Raw genomic sequence first — 17,881 nt, 5'->3', positions numbered from 1 at the left:
AAACCGAGCTAAATAGCTCGGTTTTTTATTATATGAAATTAACGCCTATAGTGATTTTTCTGCGGTTAAATCCTCCGCAATTTCCTCCGCTTGCTTAATCACATAGCTCACGGCTTCTTCCTGTTTATCCGGTGGGTATTTATAACGCTGTAAAGCTCGTTTAACGAGAATACGCATTTTGGCACGAACGCCTTCTTTGTATTGCCAGTCGATGGTAACTGAGCGTCTTAAAGTATCGGTAATTTCTTTGGCAAGTTTGCTCAATACTTCATCGCCCATCAGTTCACGGGCACTTTGGTTTTGGGCGAGGGCTTCGTAGAAGGCGAGTTCTTCTTTTTTCAGCCCCAGCTTTTCACCTAAAGCTAAGCGTTCTTGGAAGTCTTGGCTCATTTTGAAGAGCTCATCCAAAATTTCCACCACGCTTAAATTGTGGTTGTGGTATTGATTTAGGGCTTCTTTCAAACGTTGCTCGAAGTCTTTTTGCAATGTCAGATTCGCGCCTGATTTGGCTTTGATTTCGCTTGCCAAATAACGCTCCACCGCGCTGACCCATAAGTTCTTAGTCGGGCTGTTTTTGATGGTTTGTAAAAACTCTTCAGAAAGCAAACTAATTTGTGGTTGCGGTTTTTCCAGTAGGTCAAACAAATCAATCACGCCTTCGGAATAGACGGCTTGGTTGACCAATTTTTTTAATAAAATCTGTCTTTCATTAGAACCCGTACCATTTTGTTCACGCTTCGTGAGAATCGAGCGTACTGCATCATAAAAAGCAATTTCTTGGTTGTACGGCTCAACTTCAGCCAATGCACCGCACAGCATATAGCCTTTTTTCACCAATCCTGCCGCTTTCAAAAAGGCTTTTTTGCGAGGCTCGGTTTCTTTTTTATTAAACCAATGTTGCTCGTGCGCTTTGCCATCAAATGGTAATTGATCGAGGCTTAAAATATGGTTGGCGGCAAAACGAATAGCCATCAGAAGATCATGCGGATTATCTTTTTCTAAGGCCGTCTGAACATCAAAGGTTTTCCCTTCAACCGGCGTTGCAAACAGGCTACGGACGAACTCTAAATGCTCTTTCATTTTAAAGAACACATCAATTACGTTATCAGTCAGCTTGCCCTTGCCTTGTGAGTTTGTATATTGCTGAGTAGCTTTTTTGAGCTCGTCAGCAATACCGACATAATCCACAATCAAGCCGCCGTTTTCTCGGCTTTTATTGCGGAATACACGGTTAACCCGAGCAATCGCCTGCATCAGGTTATGCCCTTGCATCGGCTTGTCGATATACATTGTGTTACAACAAGGCGCATCAAAGCCCGTCAGCCACATATCGCGCACAATCACGATTTTCAGTGCATCATTTGGATCTTTAAAACGGCGTTCTAGTGTTTGTTTTTCCTGTTTACTGTAAACGTGTTTCTGCATTTCCGGCGCATCGGAAGCAGAACCCGTCATCACAATTTTAATCGTCCCTTCGTTGATATTGTCTGAATGCCATTCAGGACGTAGTTTGATGATTTCATTGTATAGGTCCACGCAAATCTGACGGCTGGAAACCACCATCATCGCTTTGCTGTCGACGACTTCATTGCGTTTGGCAAAATGCTGCACAAAATCCGCGGCTAAATCGGCCAGACGGGCTTGCGAACCCAGCAATTTTTCCTGCAAACGCAGGGCAGGGGATTGCTCCTCTTCCAGCAAATCATCAATTTCTTTGAATAGCTCATCGTGTTCTTTTTCGTTTAAGCGGATTTGGCGCGCTTCATACACAATCGGCACGGTTGCGCCATCTTCCACCGCATCTTGCAAGTCATAAATCGACACATAACGCCCAAACACATCTTGCGTATCCTTATCTTCTAGGCTAATCGGCGTACCGGTAAAACCGATAAACGAAGCATTTGGTAGCGCATCGCGCAAATAGCGGGCGTAGCCTGCCTGAAATTTGCCTTCATGTAGCTTTTGAGTAAAGCCATATTGGCTGCGGTGTGCTTCATCGCTGATTACAATAATATTGCTGCGCTCATTTAAAACGGGGAAGTGGCTTTCTTTCTTATTTAGGGCGAATTTTTGAATCGTAGTAAAAAACACGCCGCCCACTTCATTTTGCGCGAGCAGTTGGCGCAGTTGATCGCGATCTTCTACTTGTTGCGGCGTTTGTTTGATTAAATCTTTGCCAGAAGAAAAGGTTTGGAAAAGCTGACCGTCCAAATCGTTGCGGTCGGTAACCACCACAATGGTAGGATTTTTCAATTCAGGCTGCGCAAGCAGTTTGCCGGCATAAAACAACATGGAAATCGATTTACCCGAACCCTGCGTATGCCACATCACGCCAATTCGGCGGTCGCCTTTTTCTGAAGTCGCAAAAAGCGTGGAATCTACTGCTTCATTTACGCCGTAATATTGATGGTATGCCGCAATTTTTTTAATGGTTTTACCGCTGGAATCTCGCTCAAATAAGACGAAATAGCGGATATAGTCCAATAAATCCTCAGGCTGCATTAAGCCATTGAGCAGGCTTTGCAATTCATCATCAAAATATAATCGTGCGCTTTTATTTTTTTCATCGACCACTTTCCACGGGGTAAAGCGTTGGAAATCTGCCGAAAGCGAACCCAAACGTGCAGCAATGCCGTCTGAAATAATCAGGGTTTGGTTGTAAACAAACAGCTCGGTAATTTCATCTTTATAGGTTTCAAACTGATTAAACGCCTGCAATAAATCCGCCGATTCACGCAACGGATTTTTGAGCTCAAATACCACCAAGGGCAGACCATTGACAAAGCCGATAATATCGGGAATCCGTTTGCCCCCTTTACGGCTGCGGATTTCCAGCTGATTGACGGCAACAAAACGGTTGTTCTTCCAATGCTCGAAATCCACCAAGCGCGCCATCTCGATTTTTTGCTTGCCGTCAGCCTGATATTCCACCCGCACGCCATCACGCAACAGTTTATAAAACGCCTGATTACGCACCACCAAATCGCCGATATCACTTTTTGTCGCGGATTTAACCACAGAATCCACCGCACTTTCAGGTAGCTGCGGATTAAGTTTACGCACCGCCTCACGCAGTTGTTCAATAAAGATTACACCGCCCAAATCGCCACGAGCAAACTTGCCCTCATGAACGGGCAAGTCTTTACCGTAGCGATATTCCCAACCGAGGGATTGCAGGCGTTGAAGGGTGAGTTGTTCGATATCGTTTTCGTTGAGCATGATGGATTCCTTAGAGTGTGGTTTAAATCTCCCCTAACCCCTCTTTACGAAAGAGGGGAATGGTCTCGAGCGTAGTTTTAGTTTAGGTGTTTTTTATGAGTAATTTCTCTGTTAATCCGACCGCTTGCAGATAATAAACCTTCCAAATCTCCCCTAACCCCTCTTTACGAAAGAGGGGAATGGTATTGAGCGTAATTTTAGTTTAGGTGTTTTTCATGAGTAATTTTTCTGCTAATCCGACCGCTTGCAGTCAACAAACCTCCCAAATAGTCCCCCTCTTTAGCAAAGAGGGGATAGGGGAGATTTGGCTGAAGTGAAATTATCGTTATAAATGATTAGTCATTTTTAGACATAAGGTATTCGATATAAGCTTCTCGCTCATAATCTCGATCCGCTTCTAGTTCATATCCACAAGAAAAACATACGCCATTAATAACATTCATGTCGTAACATTCAGGACACGAATATCTATAATCACCACCATCTAGAATATCTCTATGAGTTAATTCCAACACATCATATACATCTAAGTTATCATTGAGACAGTATTTGCAGATAAGCTCGATATGTTCATCATCTTGACCTTTGCATTCAATTAAATTACTTTTACAACTAGGACACTTTTGATTGTCTAGAAGTACCTCTTTTACTTCATCACTAGGAAAAATAATATTATCGAAACTGTTTCTACAATGTTCTAATTTATCAGTATAAATTTGCTTGTTATTAAGGATTTTCTGATATACAGGAATAGTGATAAATTCTTCAAATCGCCCATGCAGCTCTACCAAATATTTATCATAAAAGCTTTCTATTAAATAATAAATTTTGACTAATAATTGTAATATATCTACCTCATTAACTTGATAAAAGTGTTCAATTTGATTTCTAGTATCAATTATTTCATCTAAAAAGGAAATGTTAGGTAAATTCAAATCAAGAGAATTGAAGTTATCTTTTATCTCTTTTACAGTTGCAGTTTGTCTAGGAAGTTCTTGTATATTTCCATTATAATTTTTCTTTCTAATGTACTTGAACTTATCTTCTTCAAATTGACTTTCTAGTAGTAATTTATATTTATAAAGTAGTAATAATCCTGCGACAGAATTACGAATAGATGAGATTTTTCTATTTTTATCATTTTCTGCTAGATCAAAGTCCTCGATGCCAAGTTGAATTGATGATTTAGCATTATTTAATAAGTTTTCTTTTACCTCTTTCATTTTTGGCATCTTAAATTTCTCCATTTAATAATTTAGGTAATAACAAATCTCTAGTATCTTTCAATACATCAATTTCAGAAAGAAGCTGTTTTCTTTTTTCAAATAAAGAAGAAGCATATTTCTGATGTAATTCAAGTAATTTGAAATCAGGCACTAATAGAGATATTTGTTTCAAATGTGTAGGTCCAAAGTTACGCTGGGCAGAACCTGAAGCTCGGATTTCCAATTCATGTTGTAATTGATTCTCAACAAAACCAGCAATGAAGCCTAATGTGCTTTTATTTTTAATAGGACGGAAACGGATAACACTTGTATTGAGTGATAAAGGCAGATGTTCCTTCCTAACAAAAGCAAATCGTCCTAATGTTCCAGATGTTGAAACAACAATATCGTCTTCTTCAAGTTGGAAGTGTTTATATTTTCCAAAAGCTTCTTCCTTCGTGATTTTATTTGCGGTTGTTAATGTCAAGTCCCCATTCTGGATGCAGCGGATATTGATAAACTTGATACCATCTTCTTCATCTGTATATTGCCAATTACGAATGCCTGGTCCTTCAAGGAAGTCAATGATTTCAGGTAGTGGTTTAATCTCCCACCCCCTCGGCACTTCAATCCCATCAACCTCCACTATCTCACACGGGAACACTTTGGCGGTTTCGGCTAATTCGGCGTAGCGTTCAGACTGTGCTTGTGAAAGTGCGGTCAGTTCTTCGGCTGTTTTTCCGCTGATTGCCTGCATGGCTGCCAGTTCCGCTTGTTCAAGGCTAAGGCCGTCTGAAAGGGCTTGGACTTTGGCGCGCACGGGATCGAAATCGATAAACCAGCTTTTAAACAGGGCTTGGGCGATTTGTTCCAAGGTTTGGTTGATTTGGGTGTTGAGTTGGATTTTATCATCAAAATTTCCCAAATTTTTCGCAATTTCTTTTTGAGTACCTAAATCAGGATACGAAATTTGAATATGTTCAAAAGTATCTCTTGTAATTGTGTCAAAAACTGCACCATGAGTTTTTTGTTTTAATTCTGATATATTATTTTTTAAAAAATAATATAAGAAACCATTGTCAAGAATCCCTTCTTTGCCGTTTAATCCATAACAAGATTGATTAAATGCCATGGGAACAGATAATTGAGCCAAACAACCGACAGTTCCTCTTGCAGAAATAATTAAATGATCTTTATCTAATAACTTAGTACTACTTTTCTGTAATCCTAATTCTGTAATATGCTCAATAGAGTCATTAACATATCTAAAATCGTTATTAAAATCTGCAACAGATAACCAAGGAATATCACCATTCCAATATTTATTCTCACTTCTTTTTGGTGTTCCACCACCAATAATTTCAATGACATCGGATAATTTGCTTGTCGTCCAATCACTCATACCCCAATCCCCCTAAATTCTTTTTAATCTCCGCTTCCAATTCTGCACTTTTCGCAAATTGCTCCGTTAAAAGAGCGGTCAGATTTTGCATTTTTTCTGCAAATGGTATGCCGTCGTCTTCTTGTTCTGCGGTGCCGACGTAGCGGCCCGGTGTGAGGACGAAGTCGTTGTCCGCAATGTCTTCTAAAGTCGCGGATTTGCAGAAAGCGGCTTGGTCTTCATAGCCGTCTGATTGTTGCCAAGTGTGGAGGGTATCGGCAATTTTGGCGATGTCGTCAGCGGTGAAATCGCGCAATACGCGGTCTTTCATATAGCCGATTTGGCGGGCATCGATAAACAATACTTCGCCTTTGCGCTTTTTGTTGCGATTTAAAAACCAAATACAGGCGGGGATTTGGGTATTGGTGAAGAGCTGGCCGGGCAGGGCGACCATACATTCGACCAAGTCGGCATTGATGATGGCTTTGCGGATTTCGCCTTCGTTGTTGGTTTGGCTGCTCATGGAGCCGTTGGCCAGCAACAATGCCATTTTGCCGTTGGGCGAGAGGTGGTAAATCATGTGTTGCAGCCAAGCAAAGTTGGCGTTGCCTTTGGGCGGCGTGCCGTATGCCCAACGTGGGTCATCGGCAAGGGATTCGCTCCACCAATCGCTGATATTGAATGGTGGGTTTGCCATAATAAAATCCATCTTTTTATCGATGTGTTGCGGCTGCGTGAAGCTGTCGGCGTTGTGTTTGCCGAAGTCGTAATCAATGCCGCGGATGGCCATGTTCATGGCGGCGAGTTTCCAGGTGGTTGGGTTGAATTCTTGCCCATAGATGGAAACGTTGTTGATGTTGCCTTGATGGACGGTAATAAAGCGTTCGGTTTGCACGAAAAAGCCGCCACTGCCCATGGCCGGGTCATAGACGCGGCCGGAGTATGGCTCGAGCATTTCGACAATTAGGGAAACTATGGATTTTGGCGTGAAATATTGTCCGCCACGTTTGCCTTCGGCTTGGGCAAAGCGACCAAGGAAGTATTCGTAAACGTGACCGAGAATGTCTTTTGCGCCTAAATGTACGGGTTCGCCGTTGTAAGTCGGACGGGTAAAGTTGGTATCGGAGAAGAGGATAATCAGCCCGCGCAGAGTATCTTCGTTTACGGCATAGCCGCTGATGCGTTGGAGTACGCCTTTGAGTTTTCCGTTGTCTTTTTCAATGGCATCGAAGGCATCGTCAATGAGTTTTGCTACGCCAGAAAATTTTCCACCCCAAGGCAGCTGTGCGCCGATGTTTAAGATGGAAACGGCTTTAATCTCGTCCCAACGGGCTTGCTGCGGCACCCAGAATACATTGTCGGCGGTGTAGTAGTCGCGGTTTTCCAGTTCGGCGGTTAAGGTTTCTTGGTATTCTTCTTCGGTGTTGTAAAAAGTGCGGTCAAGATAGAGCGCGTTTTCAGGATCGGTTAGTTCAGCCTGAATTTTGGCTTGTTGGTGGGTGAAACTATCGGAAATGTATTTTAAGAAGATCAGACCAAGAACGATGTGTTTGTAATTGGCGGCATCAAGCTGCTGGCGCAGTTTATCGGCAGATGCCCAAAGTTTTTCATCTAATTCATTTAAAAATGCTTGTTGTAATACGTGATTTTCATCGACAATCTTGGTCGTGTCGTGTCGTGTCGTGTCGTGTCGTGTCGTGTCGTGTCGTGTCGTGTCGTGTCGTGTCGTGTCGTGTCGTGTCGTGTCGTCTGCATAAAATTTATCCTTAGTAAAGTAATAATTCAATCAATAGTTAGTATTTTATCGAAAATTTTTCTTCTCTACAAACAATCATTTAGCAGTGAGATGATTTGTTTTTATGGATAAAAAAAGCAACGCTTTAGCGCTGCTTTTTTAATTAGGCTATATCAAATTACTAATAAAAATCACCAAAATAATTACAGGAACCACAAATTTGACATAGTTAAACCAAATTGTGGTGAAGAGCGAATTGGGTGTTGGTGATAGCTCTTTTTTTGCATCGTCTTGTAACACGAAACCAACGAAAATGGCACAGCCAAGTGCGGTCAGCATAAAGAGAATATTTCCGCTGACGAAATCGAAGGCATCAAAAATGCTTTTACCGAAAATGGTGAAATCTTTCCAAAGGTTATCACCTAGAATAGATGGCACGTTACCTAATAAGAAAATCCCCATTAAGGTAACAAAAATCGCTTTACCACGGCGCATTCTGAGTTTTTCTTGTAATGCGGTGATGATGACTTCATAAATCGTAATTGATGTGGTTAATGCCGCAATAAGCAATAAGCCGAAGAACACGATAGCAAAGAATTTACCCGCCCATAAATGTGAGAATACAATTGGTAAACTTTGGAAAACCAAGGTTGGCCCGGCGTTAGGTTCAATGCCGAATGTGAATAATGATGGGAAGATCATAAACCCACATAACACAGCAATAATGGTGTTAGTGAAGCCTGTAATAACGGCTGTGTGAATAAGGTTCTCTTCTTTGTTTAAATAACTGGATAGGGTAATCAACACACCAAAACCAAGGCTTAATGCGAAGAACACTTGCCCTAATACGAAGATGAATAATTTAGGTGTGATTTTGCTGAAATCAGGTTTTAAGTAGAAAGTCACCCCTTCCATTGCGCCAGGTAAGGTGAGGTTACGAATTACCATACCAATTAGGAAGATAAAGAGTAATGGCATTAAGTATTTAACGGAACGTTCAATCCCGCCGATGATACCTTTCGCTAAAATAATGTAATTCACCGCCACGAACAGGAAGGTGTAAAGCATGATTTCCCATGGACTGTTGCTGATGTGTAAATCGTAGAAATCTTTGGCCACTTCTTTTGTAATTGGGGCGCTAATATCAAGGGTGTTATTTATCAGACTAATGATATAAGACATCACCCAACCACCAAGCACCATATAATAGGCCATGATACCAAATGCGCCAAGAAGCCCCATATAACCGATAATTTTCCAATATTTGGAGATGTTTTTACCTTTATCTTGGATTTTATCGCCAAAGGCATCAATGGAATTCACACGTAAACGGCGACCGATGACGTTTTCCACTAAAATCATTGGGATACCAATCACAATCATCGCAATACAAAAGAGAAGTACGTAGGCACCACCGCCATTTTCACCCACTAAATAAGGAAAGCGCCATGTTGCCCCAAAGCCGACTGTCGCTCCCGCAACGGTGAGCACATAAGTTAGTCGGCTAGACCACGTTTGGCGAGATTGATTGTTTGTTGTCATAATATATTCCGTTTAATTGTATTCGTTTAATAATCTGTTTTTTCTTTATATTCGCAGAGATCTTCAATTAAGCAAGCTCCGCAACGAGGTTTACGGGCAATACATGTATAACGCCCGTGCAAAATAAGCCAGTGATGCACATCGACTTTAAATTCTTTAGGCACAACTTTGAGCAGTTTTTCTTCTACTTTTACCACATCTTTGCCTGGGGCAAAATTCGTGCGGTTGCATACGCGAAAAATATGGGTATCCACTGCAATAGTCGGGTGACCGAAAGCAGTATTTAATACCACATTCGCTGTTTTTCTGCCAACACCCGCAAGGGCTTCTAAGGCTTCACGGCTTTCAGGTACTTCGCCGTTGTGTTTTTCAACTAAATCACGACAGGTTTTAATGATATTTTCTGCTTTGCTATTATAAAGCCCGATGGTTTTAATGTATTCTTTTAAACCCTCTAAGCCAAGATCTAAAATGGCTTGTGGTGTATTTGCCACAGGGAATAATTTTGCCGTCGCTTTATTGACACCTTTATCGGTGGCTTGGGCCGATAAGATCACGGCGATGAGTAATTCGAAAGGCGAATTATACTCTAATTCCGTGGTGGGATGCGGGTTTTGCTCCCGAAGTCGAGTGAGAATTTCAATTCGTTTAGCTTGGTTCATTTTTTCATATCAATTCGGTTTTTAATCGCCAATAGGATGCCTAATCCAATAAAAGCACCTGGCGGAAGAATAAAGAGTAAAAAGCTACTATCCGTTTGGTAAATATGTAATGTAAGGAATTTCGCACCTTGGCCAAATAAGTTTTCAATGCCCTCAAAAAGGGTACCTTGACCTAAGATTTCACGTAACGCACCTAATACAGTAATACTTAATGCCATGCCTAATCCCATTGAAAAACCATCCCAGGCAGCATGTGCAACGCTATTTTTAGAGGCAAAGGCCTCAGCTCGACCGATGACGATACAGTTGGTCACGATTAAAGGAATAAAAATCCCAAGTGCTTGATAGAGTGTATAGGTATAAGCATTCATCAATAATTGCACCACGGTTACGGTAGTGGCAATAATCATCACATAAATTGGAATGCGAATATCATGAGGAATTTGCTTACGAAAAAGCGAAACAACTGTATTGGTGCAGGTTAAAACCAACATGGTTGCAAGCCCTAAACCTAAGGCATTTGTCGCCGTACTCGAAACAGCTAAGAGCGGACAGAGTCCTAATAATTGCACGAGAGTTGAGTTGTTTTTCCATACGCCCTGAATAAAGATTTCTTTCCAGACAGAAGGCGTTTGCGTTATTTCTTCTGAATTTTCAACCGCACTTTGCTCATCAAGTGCGGTCGTTTTTTCGGTTAAATCAGTCATAATAAATATCCTATTGCGCGTATTTTTTTGCCATCTCGTTGAGTAATGCTTCATTTTCAAGCATCACGAGAGCAGAGCGTTTTACTTGATTCACAATCGCGCGTGGCGTAATGGTTGCGCCAGAGAATTGATCAAATTTACCGCCATCTTTTTTGACTGCCCAATCTTTTAGGCTTTCTGGTACGATAACTTGGTTCGTAAAACTTAAAATCCAATTAGATATGCGAAGTTCGATTTTATCGCCCAATCCTGGGGTTTCATGATGTTCGATGACACGCACACCTAAAACTTCACCTTTTGGTGTAATCCCTACTAATAAACGGATATTCCCTGAATAACCATCTGGCGCTGTTGTTTCATAAGCATAGGCTGTTGGCTCATGATCTTTAATAGCAAAATAGAGTTTTTGAATGCCTTTGAGTTTATCTTGCTCAGGCGTTTCTACGCTTTCAAGCAAGTTATTATTAAAATAATCCTGAGGGATGACTTGGAGCAATAACGCTTTTTGTTGTTCAGCCATGGCTTCATCAATTTTATCTTTTGTTAGCATATAAATGCCTGCAGAAACGGCGGTACATACAAGCGCAATAAAGCCTAATAACAAACCAAAGCGGGAGGTGACTTTAAAAATACCCATTATTTTCTCCCTTTTGCAAAGTGCCCAGCTACGCGAGGACGGGTGTAGTAGTCGATAAGTGGCACACAAATATTACTTAACAAAATCGCAAATGCCACGCCGTCAGGGTAGTTTCCAAAGTAACGAATGAGGTAAACCAATAGTCCAACCAAAGTACCAAATACAAGCTTACCACGAGGTGTAATAGAAGCTGTGACAGGATCAGTCGCAATAAAGAATGCGCCGAACATCATGGCGCCGCTAAAGAGTTGGCTTATCATACTTAAATGATGATAGCCTGACATCGCAGTGATTGTTGCTAAGGTCACAAAGGTCACGAGCATTGAAACGGGAATTTGCCAGTGAATTTTTTTCTTTAAAATTAATACAATCCCACCAAGCATAAAGGCAAGATTGACCTGCCACCAACCTTCAGCAAAGTCAGTCCCGTTTTGTAATAAAATCGGTAATTTTACAAAATCATGGAATACGCTTTCATCGCCTTGATGTAAGTTATAGAAGATCTTTGCACTGTCTAATGGCGTCGCTTGTGTAATTCCATCAATGGAATGGACGAGTTGGCTTAAGCTAAAACCGTCAGTGGTTAAGCCTGTGAAAATTAAAGAAAGCGAATCCGCAAATGTTGGGGGTTCATTTAATAATGAAATCGGTGGCATCCAACTTGTCATTTGTAGAGGGAAAGAAATCAATAGCACCACATAACCCACCATAGCTGGATTAAAAGGATTTTGTCCTAAACCACCATAAACGTGTTTGCCTAGAATAACAGCAGAAAGCGTACCAATTAAAATCACCCAATAAGGTGCATAAGGCGGAATCGCCATCGCTAAAATTAAGGCAGTAAGCACCACACTAAAATCTGAAATATAGACCAGGTTTGGCTTATTGCGCAATTTGGTCACAATAAACTCAAGCACTAATGCGAAAGAAATAGCCAAAGCGGATTGCACCAAAACACCCATTCCAAAATAATAAATCTGCGTGAGCAGAGCAGGCAGCATGGCTGCAATCACCCATAACATAATACGGGCGGTTAATTTGCCTGAATGGGTATGAGGCGAACTCTCCATTTTCTTAAACATAATCTTTTCCTGCGTTATTCTGTTTCTTTAGCCGCTTCAGCAGCCGCTTTTTTTGCTTTAGCTCTTGCTATGGCTGCTGCGATAGCGGCTTTTTTCGGATCAAGTGCGGTTGGGGTTTCATCCGTTTTTTCGATCGCACTTTCAGTTTCATTTGTTGTAACTGCTTCACTTTGAGCGGCAGCTTTCTTGGCTTTAGCTCTTGCTATGGCTGCGGCTACTGCGGCTTTTTTCGGATCAAGTGCGGTTGGATTTTCATCTATTTTTTCTACCGTACTTTCAGCTACATTTGTCGTAACAGTTTCACCTTGAGCTGCAGCTTTCTTGGCTTTCGCTCTCGCAATGGCTGCAGCTACTGCGGCTTTTTTCGGGTCAAGTACGGTTGGATTTTCATCCGTTTTTTTGACCGCACTTTCAGTTTCATTTGTTGTAACTGTTTCACCTTGAGCAGCAGCTTTCTTGGCCTTCGCTCTTGCTAGAGCAGCTGTAACAGCCGCTTTTTTCGCATCTTTTTCGTCAGTTTGTGACGTTGTTGCATCCGTCACATCGCCAGTATCTGCTTGTGCTTGTTGTTTAGCTAGGCGACGGGCTTTACGCTGCTCCATGAGCTCATGGTTATCCGGTAAGATTTCGCCTTTCTCAGATACGATAGTTTTTGTTTCTTTATTTGCGGCTGAACCCGCTTGTTTTGCTTTCAGGCGTTCTAATGCCGCTTTAACTGGGTCTTCACCTTTTTGTTTTGCAAGTTCTTCTCGACGGGCTTCTGCTGCGCGTTGTGAACGTGCTTTACGTTCTTGCTCTTCGCGTTCCATACGAGCTTGTTTGGCTTCAAAACGGATTTTAGCTTCCTCTGCTTTTTTCGCTTTTTCTTTAATTTCCCAAATTTTGGCTTTTTCCTGACGGAAATATTGGATAAGCGGAATATGGCTTGGGCAAACATAAGCACACACGCCACATTCAATACAATCTTTTAAGCTGTATTCTTCAGATTTTTGATGATCTTCACTGCGAGCATACCAATAAAGTTGCTGTGGCATTAAATTAACAGGGCAAGCGTCAGAACAAGCAGAGCAGCGGATGCAAGATTGCTCAGGTTCGGGTTCACCATATTCAAAATGATCAGGTGCCAATAGACAGTTAATTAATTTGGTGACGGGAGCATTGAGATCTGAAAGTTGCAATCCCATCATTGGTCCGCCTGCAAAAACAGGGAAGCGTTCGTCATATTGATAGCCAACTTGTGCCAATAAGTGATCAACAGGTGTACCTAAGCGAACCCAGTAGTTGCCTTTCTCGGAAATTTTATCACCCGTAAGCGTAACGACACGCTCAATTAAAGGCTCATCATTAATGACCGCTCTTTTTATCGCAAAAGCCGTGCCGACATTATGCATTAATACGCCAATATCGTAAGAACGTCCGCCACTTGGCACTTCCATGCCAGTAAGTAAATAAATCAGCTGTTTGGCTGCACCAGATGGATATTTAGTCGGAATAATGCGCAATTCAATGTCATTTGCACCATGTAGTGATTGTTGAATTGCCTGAATCGCTTCAGGTTTATTGTCTTCAACTGCAATCACCACTTTTTCAGGGCGTAAGATATAACGTAAGATGCGAATCCCTTCGATCATTTCATCCGTGTAATCACGCATTAAGCGGTCATCACAGGTAATATAAGGTTCGCATTCCGCGCCGTTAATAATTAAGAGTTTAACTTTTTTTTCAGCCGATTGGATTTTGGCGGCAGTTGGGAATACCGCACCACCTAAGCCAGCAACCCCTGCTTGATAAATACGATCAATGAGTTGTTTGATAGGTTGTGTGAAAAATTCCTCAAGTGGAAATTGCTCACGCCATTTATCCAAACCATCCGCTTGAATATGAATCATGTCCTCGGTTAAACCAGAAGGATGAGGTGCAACATGTTTTCCGATAAATTTTACCGTACCAGAAGTCGGAGCATGAACAGGCAAGGTTCTTAAGCCATCACCTTGTGTTAGAGGTTGGCCTTTAAGGACATAATCACCTTCTTTAACTAATACATTACCCGCAGAACCAGCATGCTGTTTAATGGGTACATAAAAGTCATGAGCAAGTTCTGATTGCTGAATTGGGGATTGGTTTGATTGAGATTTCATTTCAGGTGGATGAATACCGCCTTTAAAATCCCAAATCTTGCCGGATTTAAATCTCGTTAATACATCAGCCATGTGATTCCGACTCCCCAACCACTAATTTTTTCTCGATTTCTGTGGTATTTACAACCGGAATGACTAATTTAGGATCAAACTTCCAGTCCCAATTATCAATATCTTTTTTCACTTTAATCATGGAAATACAATCTGTCGGACAAGGTGCCACACAAAGTTCACAGCCAGTACAGAGATCAGGGATAATAGTATGCATGGCTTTGTTTGTACCGATAATGGCATCAACAGGGCAGGCTTGAATACATTTGGTACAGCCGATACACATATTTTCATCAATAAAGGCAACCATTTCTTCTGGTTCAGCCACATCATCCATTGCGGGCACATCAACGCCCATGATTTCGGCAATTTTTACTACCGTTGGGCGACCACCAGGCACACATTTTGTGATAACGTCACCATTGGCAATCGCTTCGGCATAAGGCTTGCAACCAGGATAGCCGCATTGCCCACATTGGCTTTGCGGTAAGATGGCATCAATTTTTTCGACGATAGGATCAGCTTTGACTTTTAATTTAATCGAAGCAACACCTAAAATCGCACCAAAAATTAAAGCGAGAACGGTTACTGAAATTAAGATAAACATTATTTTTTAGTGTTATTCCAAAATAAGCCGAGAAAAATCACTGTCACAGTAATAAACATTAAGAGATAAATCATTTTACTAACCCGGCGAAGCCCATAAAGGCAAGAGACATCAAACCGGCCGTAATTAACGCAATAGACGAGCCACGAAACGTAATGGGTACATCTGCAGCAACTAAACGTTCACGTAAGGCCGCAAATAAAACTAAAACTAACCCGAAACCTAAAGACGCACCAAAACCATAAATGACAGATTCTGTTAAATTGTGTGCCAAATTCACGTTTAATAATGCCACACCGAGTACTGCACAGTTTGTGGTAATCAGGGGTAAGAAAATCCCTAATAAACGATAGAGAGATGGGCTTGTTTTATTGATCACCATTTCGGTAAATTGAACCACAACGGCAATCACTAAAATGAAGACTAACGTGCGCAAGAATGTGGCGTTTAGCGGCATTAAAATATAATTATCGACTAAATAAGAACACAGTGATGCTACAGTTAATACGAATGTCGTAGCAAGCCCCATACCAATTGCCGTTTCAATCTTTTTGGACACGCCCATAAATGGACAAAGTCCTAAGAATTTGACCAAAACAAAGTTATTGATTAATGCGGTGCTGATAATGAGTAGAATGTAATGTGTCATTGCGTCTAAATTTATTTTACATAAGTGGCGTATTATCTCTATTTATCGCACTGAGAACAATAAAAAATTTGGGTTAGTGCGGTCAGTTTTTCCTTTGTTTTTTATTTGGTAATGGATTCTTTCTGACTATGTTGGAAATAGCGATACAGCTGAGGCAGCAATTGAGAAATCAAGTTAAGTTGCTGATATGGTAACGCAAAAGCCATATCTGCTTTAGTTTGATTTTCATCCAACTGAATTTCTTTTAGGCTTTGCTCGATATTACCTTGTAGTTTGGCAAAGATTTCAGGACGAAGCTTTTCAATATTTTCCAGCGTATATAAAACCTTTTTCGCCACAGGATAAAAGTCTGCTAAAAATTCTGTAGTTTGCTGTAACTGCGTCATTTTATAGCGATATGCCCCTAAAGCAGAAATATAACTCAACAGAGAATAATTCATTTCTAACAAGTCAAAAACTTCCTGCAAATAGGCTTGATATTTCTTCGGTTCATTATTCATATTGGAAACCGTTGTGCTCAGTGCTGCCGCATATTGATGAGCATTACGGCGTGCAATACGGTATTTCAAATCATCGCTTTTACCAAATTGTAGTTGGCTGATGATGTGCAATAAATATTGTGCATCACTTTGAATCGCTTGGCGGCTCACTTTATCGAGTTGCAGATATTTCCAATCCGGCCATAAATAAGAAACCGCAAACCATGCAATGGCTGAACCTAATACGGTATCGATGAGGCGAGGAAAGAGCGCCGCCTGAGTATCAAATCCCATCACATCAAAGCTGATCAACACTTGCAGCGTAATAAAGAACGTGGAGAAACTGTAATTATTACTTCGGAAGAAGAAAAAGAGCGTACTGGTCACCACCATTAAGCCAAGTTTCATCTCTAATGTAGGGTTGAGGTAAGGCAATAAAGAGCCAATAACCACCCCTAAAATCGTACCGACAATACGCTGACGTAACCGCACTTTTGTTGCCGAATAGTTTGGTTGACACACAAATACTGCTGTAAGCAAAATCCAGTACCCTAAATTAAATTGGAAAAATTCAACAATGGAGCAACATAAAAATACCACGATAGACAAACGTATAGCATGACGGAAAAGTGGTGATTCGAAGGTAAAATTACTTCCAATAACTGAAAGAATATTTTTTAGGCCTGTAATTTGCTCAGTATGGATTTGTGCCGTTTGATCATTTTCACTGGTTTCTTGCTCAAGCTGACGTAGCTGCCAGTTAATGCTTTGCAGGTTATCAATAAGTGTTTGAAGGGCAAGCAACACATTGTTTTGATTGGTATGTTCTTTACTATAAAGCTCAAGGGATTGAATTGTCCCCATTAATGCTTTTTCTACGCGAATATTATAGTGATAAGGCGTATTTTGACGCAGGCAAGCCGTAATATCGTGACAGGCTTGCGCTTGTAATTCGAGCAAGCGCTGAATACGGAAAATTAAATCTGTATTTTTGAGTTGTTCTGCAATTTGTCGATAATCAAAATGTGTCGAATTTGCACGCTCATGAATGTCTTGCGCAGCAAAATAATAGCGGATCATGCGTTGTGTGCGAGCATGGCGATGTTGCCCACGAATACGATAGAAAAGAGCTGTTCTCGCTTGATTGAAGGCATCCACCACATTGGTGTTTTTCATCGCAAAATTAAGGTGTTTTTTCTCGATTTCATCAATCTCATCAGGATCAAAAAATTCTGATTTTGCATCTAGATAATTGCCTAAGGCACAAAACGCTTTTGCCACGCTTTCTTGTACTGGACGGTTTGGGAAAAAGAGATAGACGATGATGGTCACAATACTGTAAAGCAAAGTACCTAATAAAATCATCACCGGATTAATAAACCAGCTTGCAGAATTATCTGGTGTATAAGTGAGAGTGGTATAAATGGCTACCACCAGCGTACCAAACGCAATGGTTCGATAACGTTCACCCACGGCGCCAACCATCGTAAATAAAAAGGTGATGATGGTCATCAGCAATACGTATTGAATGGGTTTACCAATATTGAGTTGAACGATAAAGGTTGAAATAGAAAAGGCAATTAATGTGTAAAAAATATTTTTTAATCGCCCAGTTAGACGGTTATCTAAATCCACTAAACCGCCTGCAATAATCCCTAAAATTAAGGGCATAGATTGCGTAGAAATATCAAAAAACCAGACGCCAAACGCTGCGATATTCACTGCAATAAAAATAGGTATTGAAGCGATTACTTTTGCATTAAGCCATTGATTCATGTTGATATCCT

At 41.0% G+C, this 17,881-nt stretch carries 13 protein-coding genes; all 13 read right to left on the bottom strand.

Annotated features, from left to right (window positions below; all coding sequences use genetic code 11):
* Positions 1–45: 45 nt before the first annotated feature.
* On the bottom strand, positions 46–3,219 hold the full coding sequence (locus DPV95_RS00315; protein ID WP_049366545.1) for a type I restriction endonuclease subunit R: 3,174 nt from the start codon (positions 3,217–3,219) through the stop codon (positions 46–48).
* A gap of 335 nt (positions 3,220–3,554) precedes the next feature.
* Positions 3,555–4,451, bottom strand: a complete 897-nt coding sequence (locus DPV95_RS00310) for a hypothetical protein (protein WP_049366546.1) — start codon at positions 4,449–4,451, stop codon at positions 3,555–3,557.
* 1 nt (position 4,452) lies between these two features.
* A complete protein-coding gene (locus tag DPV95_RS00305; protein ID WP_049366547.1) occupies positions 4,453–5,826 on the bottom strand; it encodes a restriction endonuclease subunit S in 1,374 nt (457 codons plus the stop codon).
* Positions 5,819–7,465: a class I SAM-dependent DNA methyltransferase gene (locus DPV95_RS00300; RefSeq protein WP_049366620.1), complete on the bottom strand. Its 1,647-nt coding sequence runs from the start codon at positions 7,463–7,465 to the stop codon at positions 5,819–5,821. Before DPV95_RS00300 ends, DPV95_RS00305 begins: the two co-directional genes overlap by 8 nt.
* 243 nt (positions 7,466–7,708) lie before the next feature.
* Entirely contained in the window at positions 7,709–9,082 is a 1,374-nt protein-coding gene (locus tag DPV95_RS00295) for a sodium-dependent transporter (protein WP_049371035.1), read from the bottom strand.
* Positions 9,083–9,108: 26 nt separating this feature from the next.
* Complete coding sequence (gene nth / locus DPV95_RS00290; protein WP_014065338.1) at positions 9,109–9,744, bottom strand: endonuclease III; 636 nt, start codon at positions 9,742–9,744, stop codon at positions 9,109–9,111.
* Positions 9,741–10,451 (bottom strand): electron transport complex subunit E, encoded by a 711-nt coding sequence (gene rsxE, locus DPV95_RS00285; RefSeq protein ID WP_049366549.1) that lies wholly within the window; start codon positions 10,449–10,451, stop codon positions 9,741–9,743. The genes nth and rsxE overlap by 4 nt, the downstream gene beginning before the upstream one ends.
* A gap of 10 nt (positions 10,452–10,461) precedes the next feature.
* Positions 10,462–11,088: an electron transport complex subunit RsxG gene (rsxG, locus tag DPV95_RS00280; RefSeq protein ID WP_049366550.1), complete on the bottom strand. Its 627-nt coding sequence runs from the start codon at positions 11,086–11,088 to the stop codon at positions 10,462–10,464.
* Entirely contained in the window at positions 11,088–12,170 is a 1,083-nt protein-coding gene (gene rsxD / locus DPV95_RS00275) for an electron transport complex subunit RsxD (protein ID WP_049366551.1), read from the bottom strand. The genes rsxG and rsxD overlap by 1 nt, the downstream gene beginning before the upstream one ends.
* A gap of 14 nt (positions 12,171–12,184) precedes the next feature.
* Entirely contained in the window at positions 12,185–14,380 is a 2,196-nt protein-coding gene (gene rsxC / locus DPV95_RS00270) for an electron transport complex subunit RsxC (protein ID WP_049366552.1), read from the bottom strand.
* Positions 14,373–14,966, bottom strand: a complete 594-nt coding sequence (gene rsxB / locus DPV95_RS00265) for an electron transport complex subunit RsxB (RefSeq protein WP_049366553.1) — start codon at positions 14,964–14,966, stop codon at positions 14,373–14,375. Before rsxB ends, rsxC begins: the two co-directional genes overlap by 8 nt.
* 70 nt (positions 14,967–15,036) lie before the next feature.
* A complete protein-coding gene (rsxA, locus tag DPV95_RS00260; RefSeq protein WP_005696042.1) occupies positions 15,037–15,615 on the bottom strand; it encodes an electron transport complex subunit RsxA in 579 nt (192 codons plus the stop codon).
* A 101-nt stretch (positions 15,616–15,716) separates the two neighbouring features.
* Positions 15,717–17,870, bottom strand: a complete 2,154-nt coding sequence (gene yccS / locus DPV95_RS00255) for a YccS family putative transporter (protein ID WP_111406433.1) — start codon at positions 17,868–17,870, stop codon at positions 15,717–15,719.
* Positions 17,871–17,881: the final 11 nt, after the last annotated feature.

The organism is Haemophilus parainfluenzae (assembly GCF_003252755.1).
GTDB classification, from domain to species: domain Bacteria; phylum Pseudomonadota; class Gammaproteobacteria; order Enterobacterales; family Pasteurellaceae; genus Haemophilus_D; species Haemophilus_D parainfluenzae_N.
The sequence above is the reverse complement of the archived record's forward strand: the minus strand, read 5'-3'. Positions and strand labels throughout refer to the sequence as shown.

Coding starts and splice junctions, on each gene's coding strand:
- DPV95_RS00315 (WP_049366545.1), bottom strand. CDS start 3,219: ATGCTCAACGAAAACGATATCGAACAACTCACCCTTCAACGCCTGCAA.
- DPV95_RS00310 (WP_049366546.1), bottom strand. CDS start 4,451: ATGCCAAAAATGAAAGAGGTAAAAGAAAACTTATTAAATAATGCTAAA.
- DPV95_RS00305 (WP_049366547.1), bottom strand. CDS start 5,826: ATGAGTGATTGGACGACAAGCAAATTATCCGATGTCATTGAAATTATT.
- DPV95_RS00295 (WP_049371035.1), bottom strand. CDS start 9,082: ATGACAACAAACAATCAATCTCGCCAAACGTGGTCTAGCCGACTAACT.
- nth (WP_014065338.1), bottom strand. CDS start 9,744: ATGAACCAAGCTAAACGAATTGAAATTCTCACTCGACTTCGGGAGCAA.
- rsxE (WP_049366549.1), bottom strand. CDS start 10,451: ATGACTGATTTAACCGAAAAAACGACCGCACTTGATGAGCAAAGTGCG.
- rsxG (WP_049366550.1), bottom strand. CDS start 11,088: ATGGGTATTTTTAAAGTCACCTCCCGCTTTGGTTTGTTATTAGGCTTT.
- rsxD (WP_049366551.1), bottom strand. CDS start 12,170: ATGTTTAAGAAAATGGAGAGTTCGCCTCATACCCATTCAGGCAAATTA.
- rsxC (WP_049366552.1), bottom strand. CDS start 14,380: ATGGCTGATGTATTAACGAGATTTAAATCCGGCAAGATTTGGGATTTT.
- rsxB (WP_049366553.1), bottom strand. CDS start 14,966: ATGTTTATCTTAATTTCAGTAACCGTTCTCGCTTTAATTTTTGGTGCG.
- rsxA (WP_005696042.1), bottom strand. CDS start 15,615: ATGACACATTACATTCTACTCATTATCAGCACCGCATTAATCAATAAC.
- yccS (WP_111406433.1), bottom strand. CDS start 17,870: ATGAATCAATGGCTTAATGCAAAAGTAATCGCTTCAATACCTATTTTT.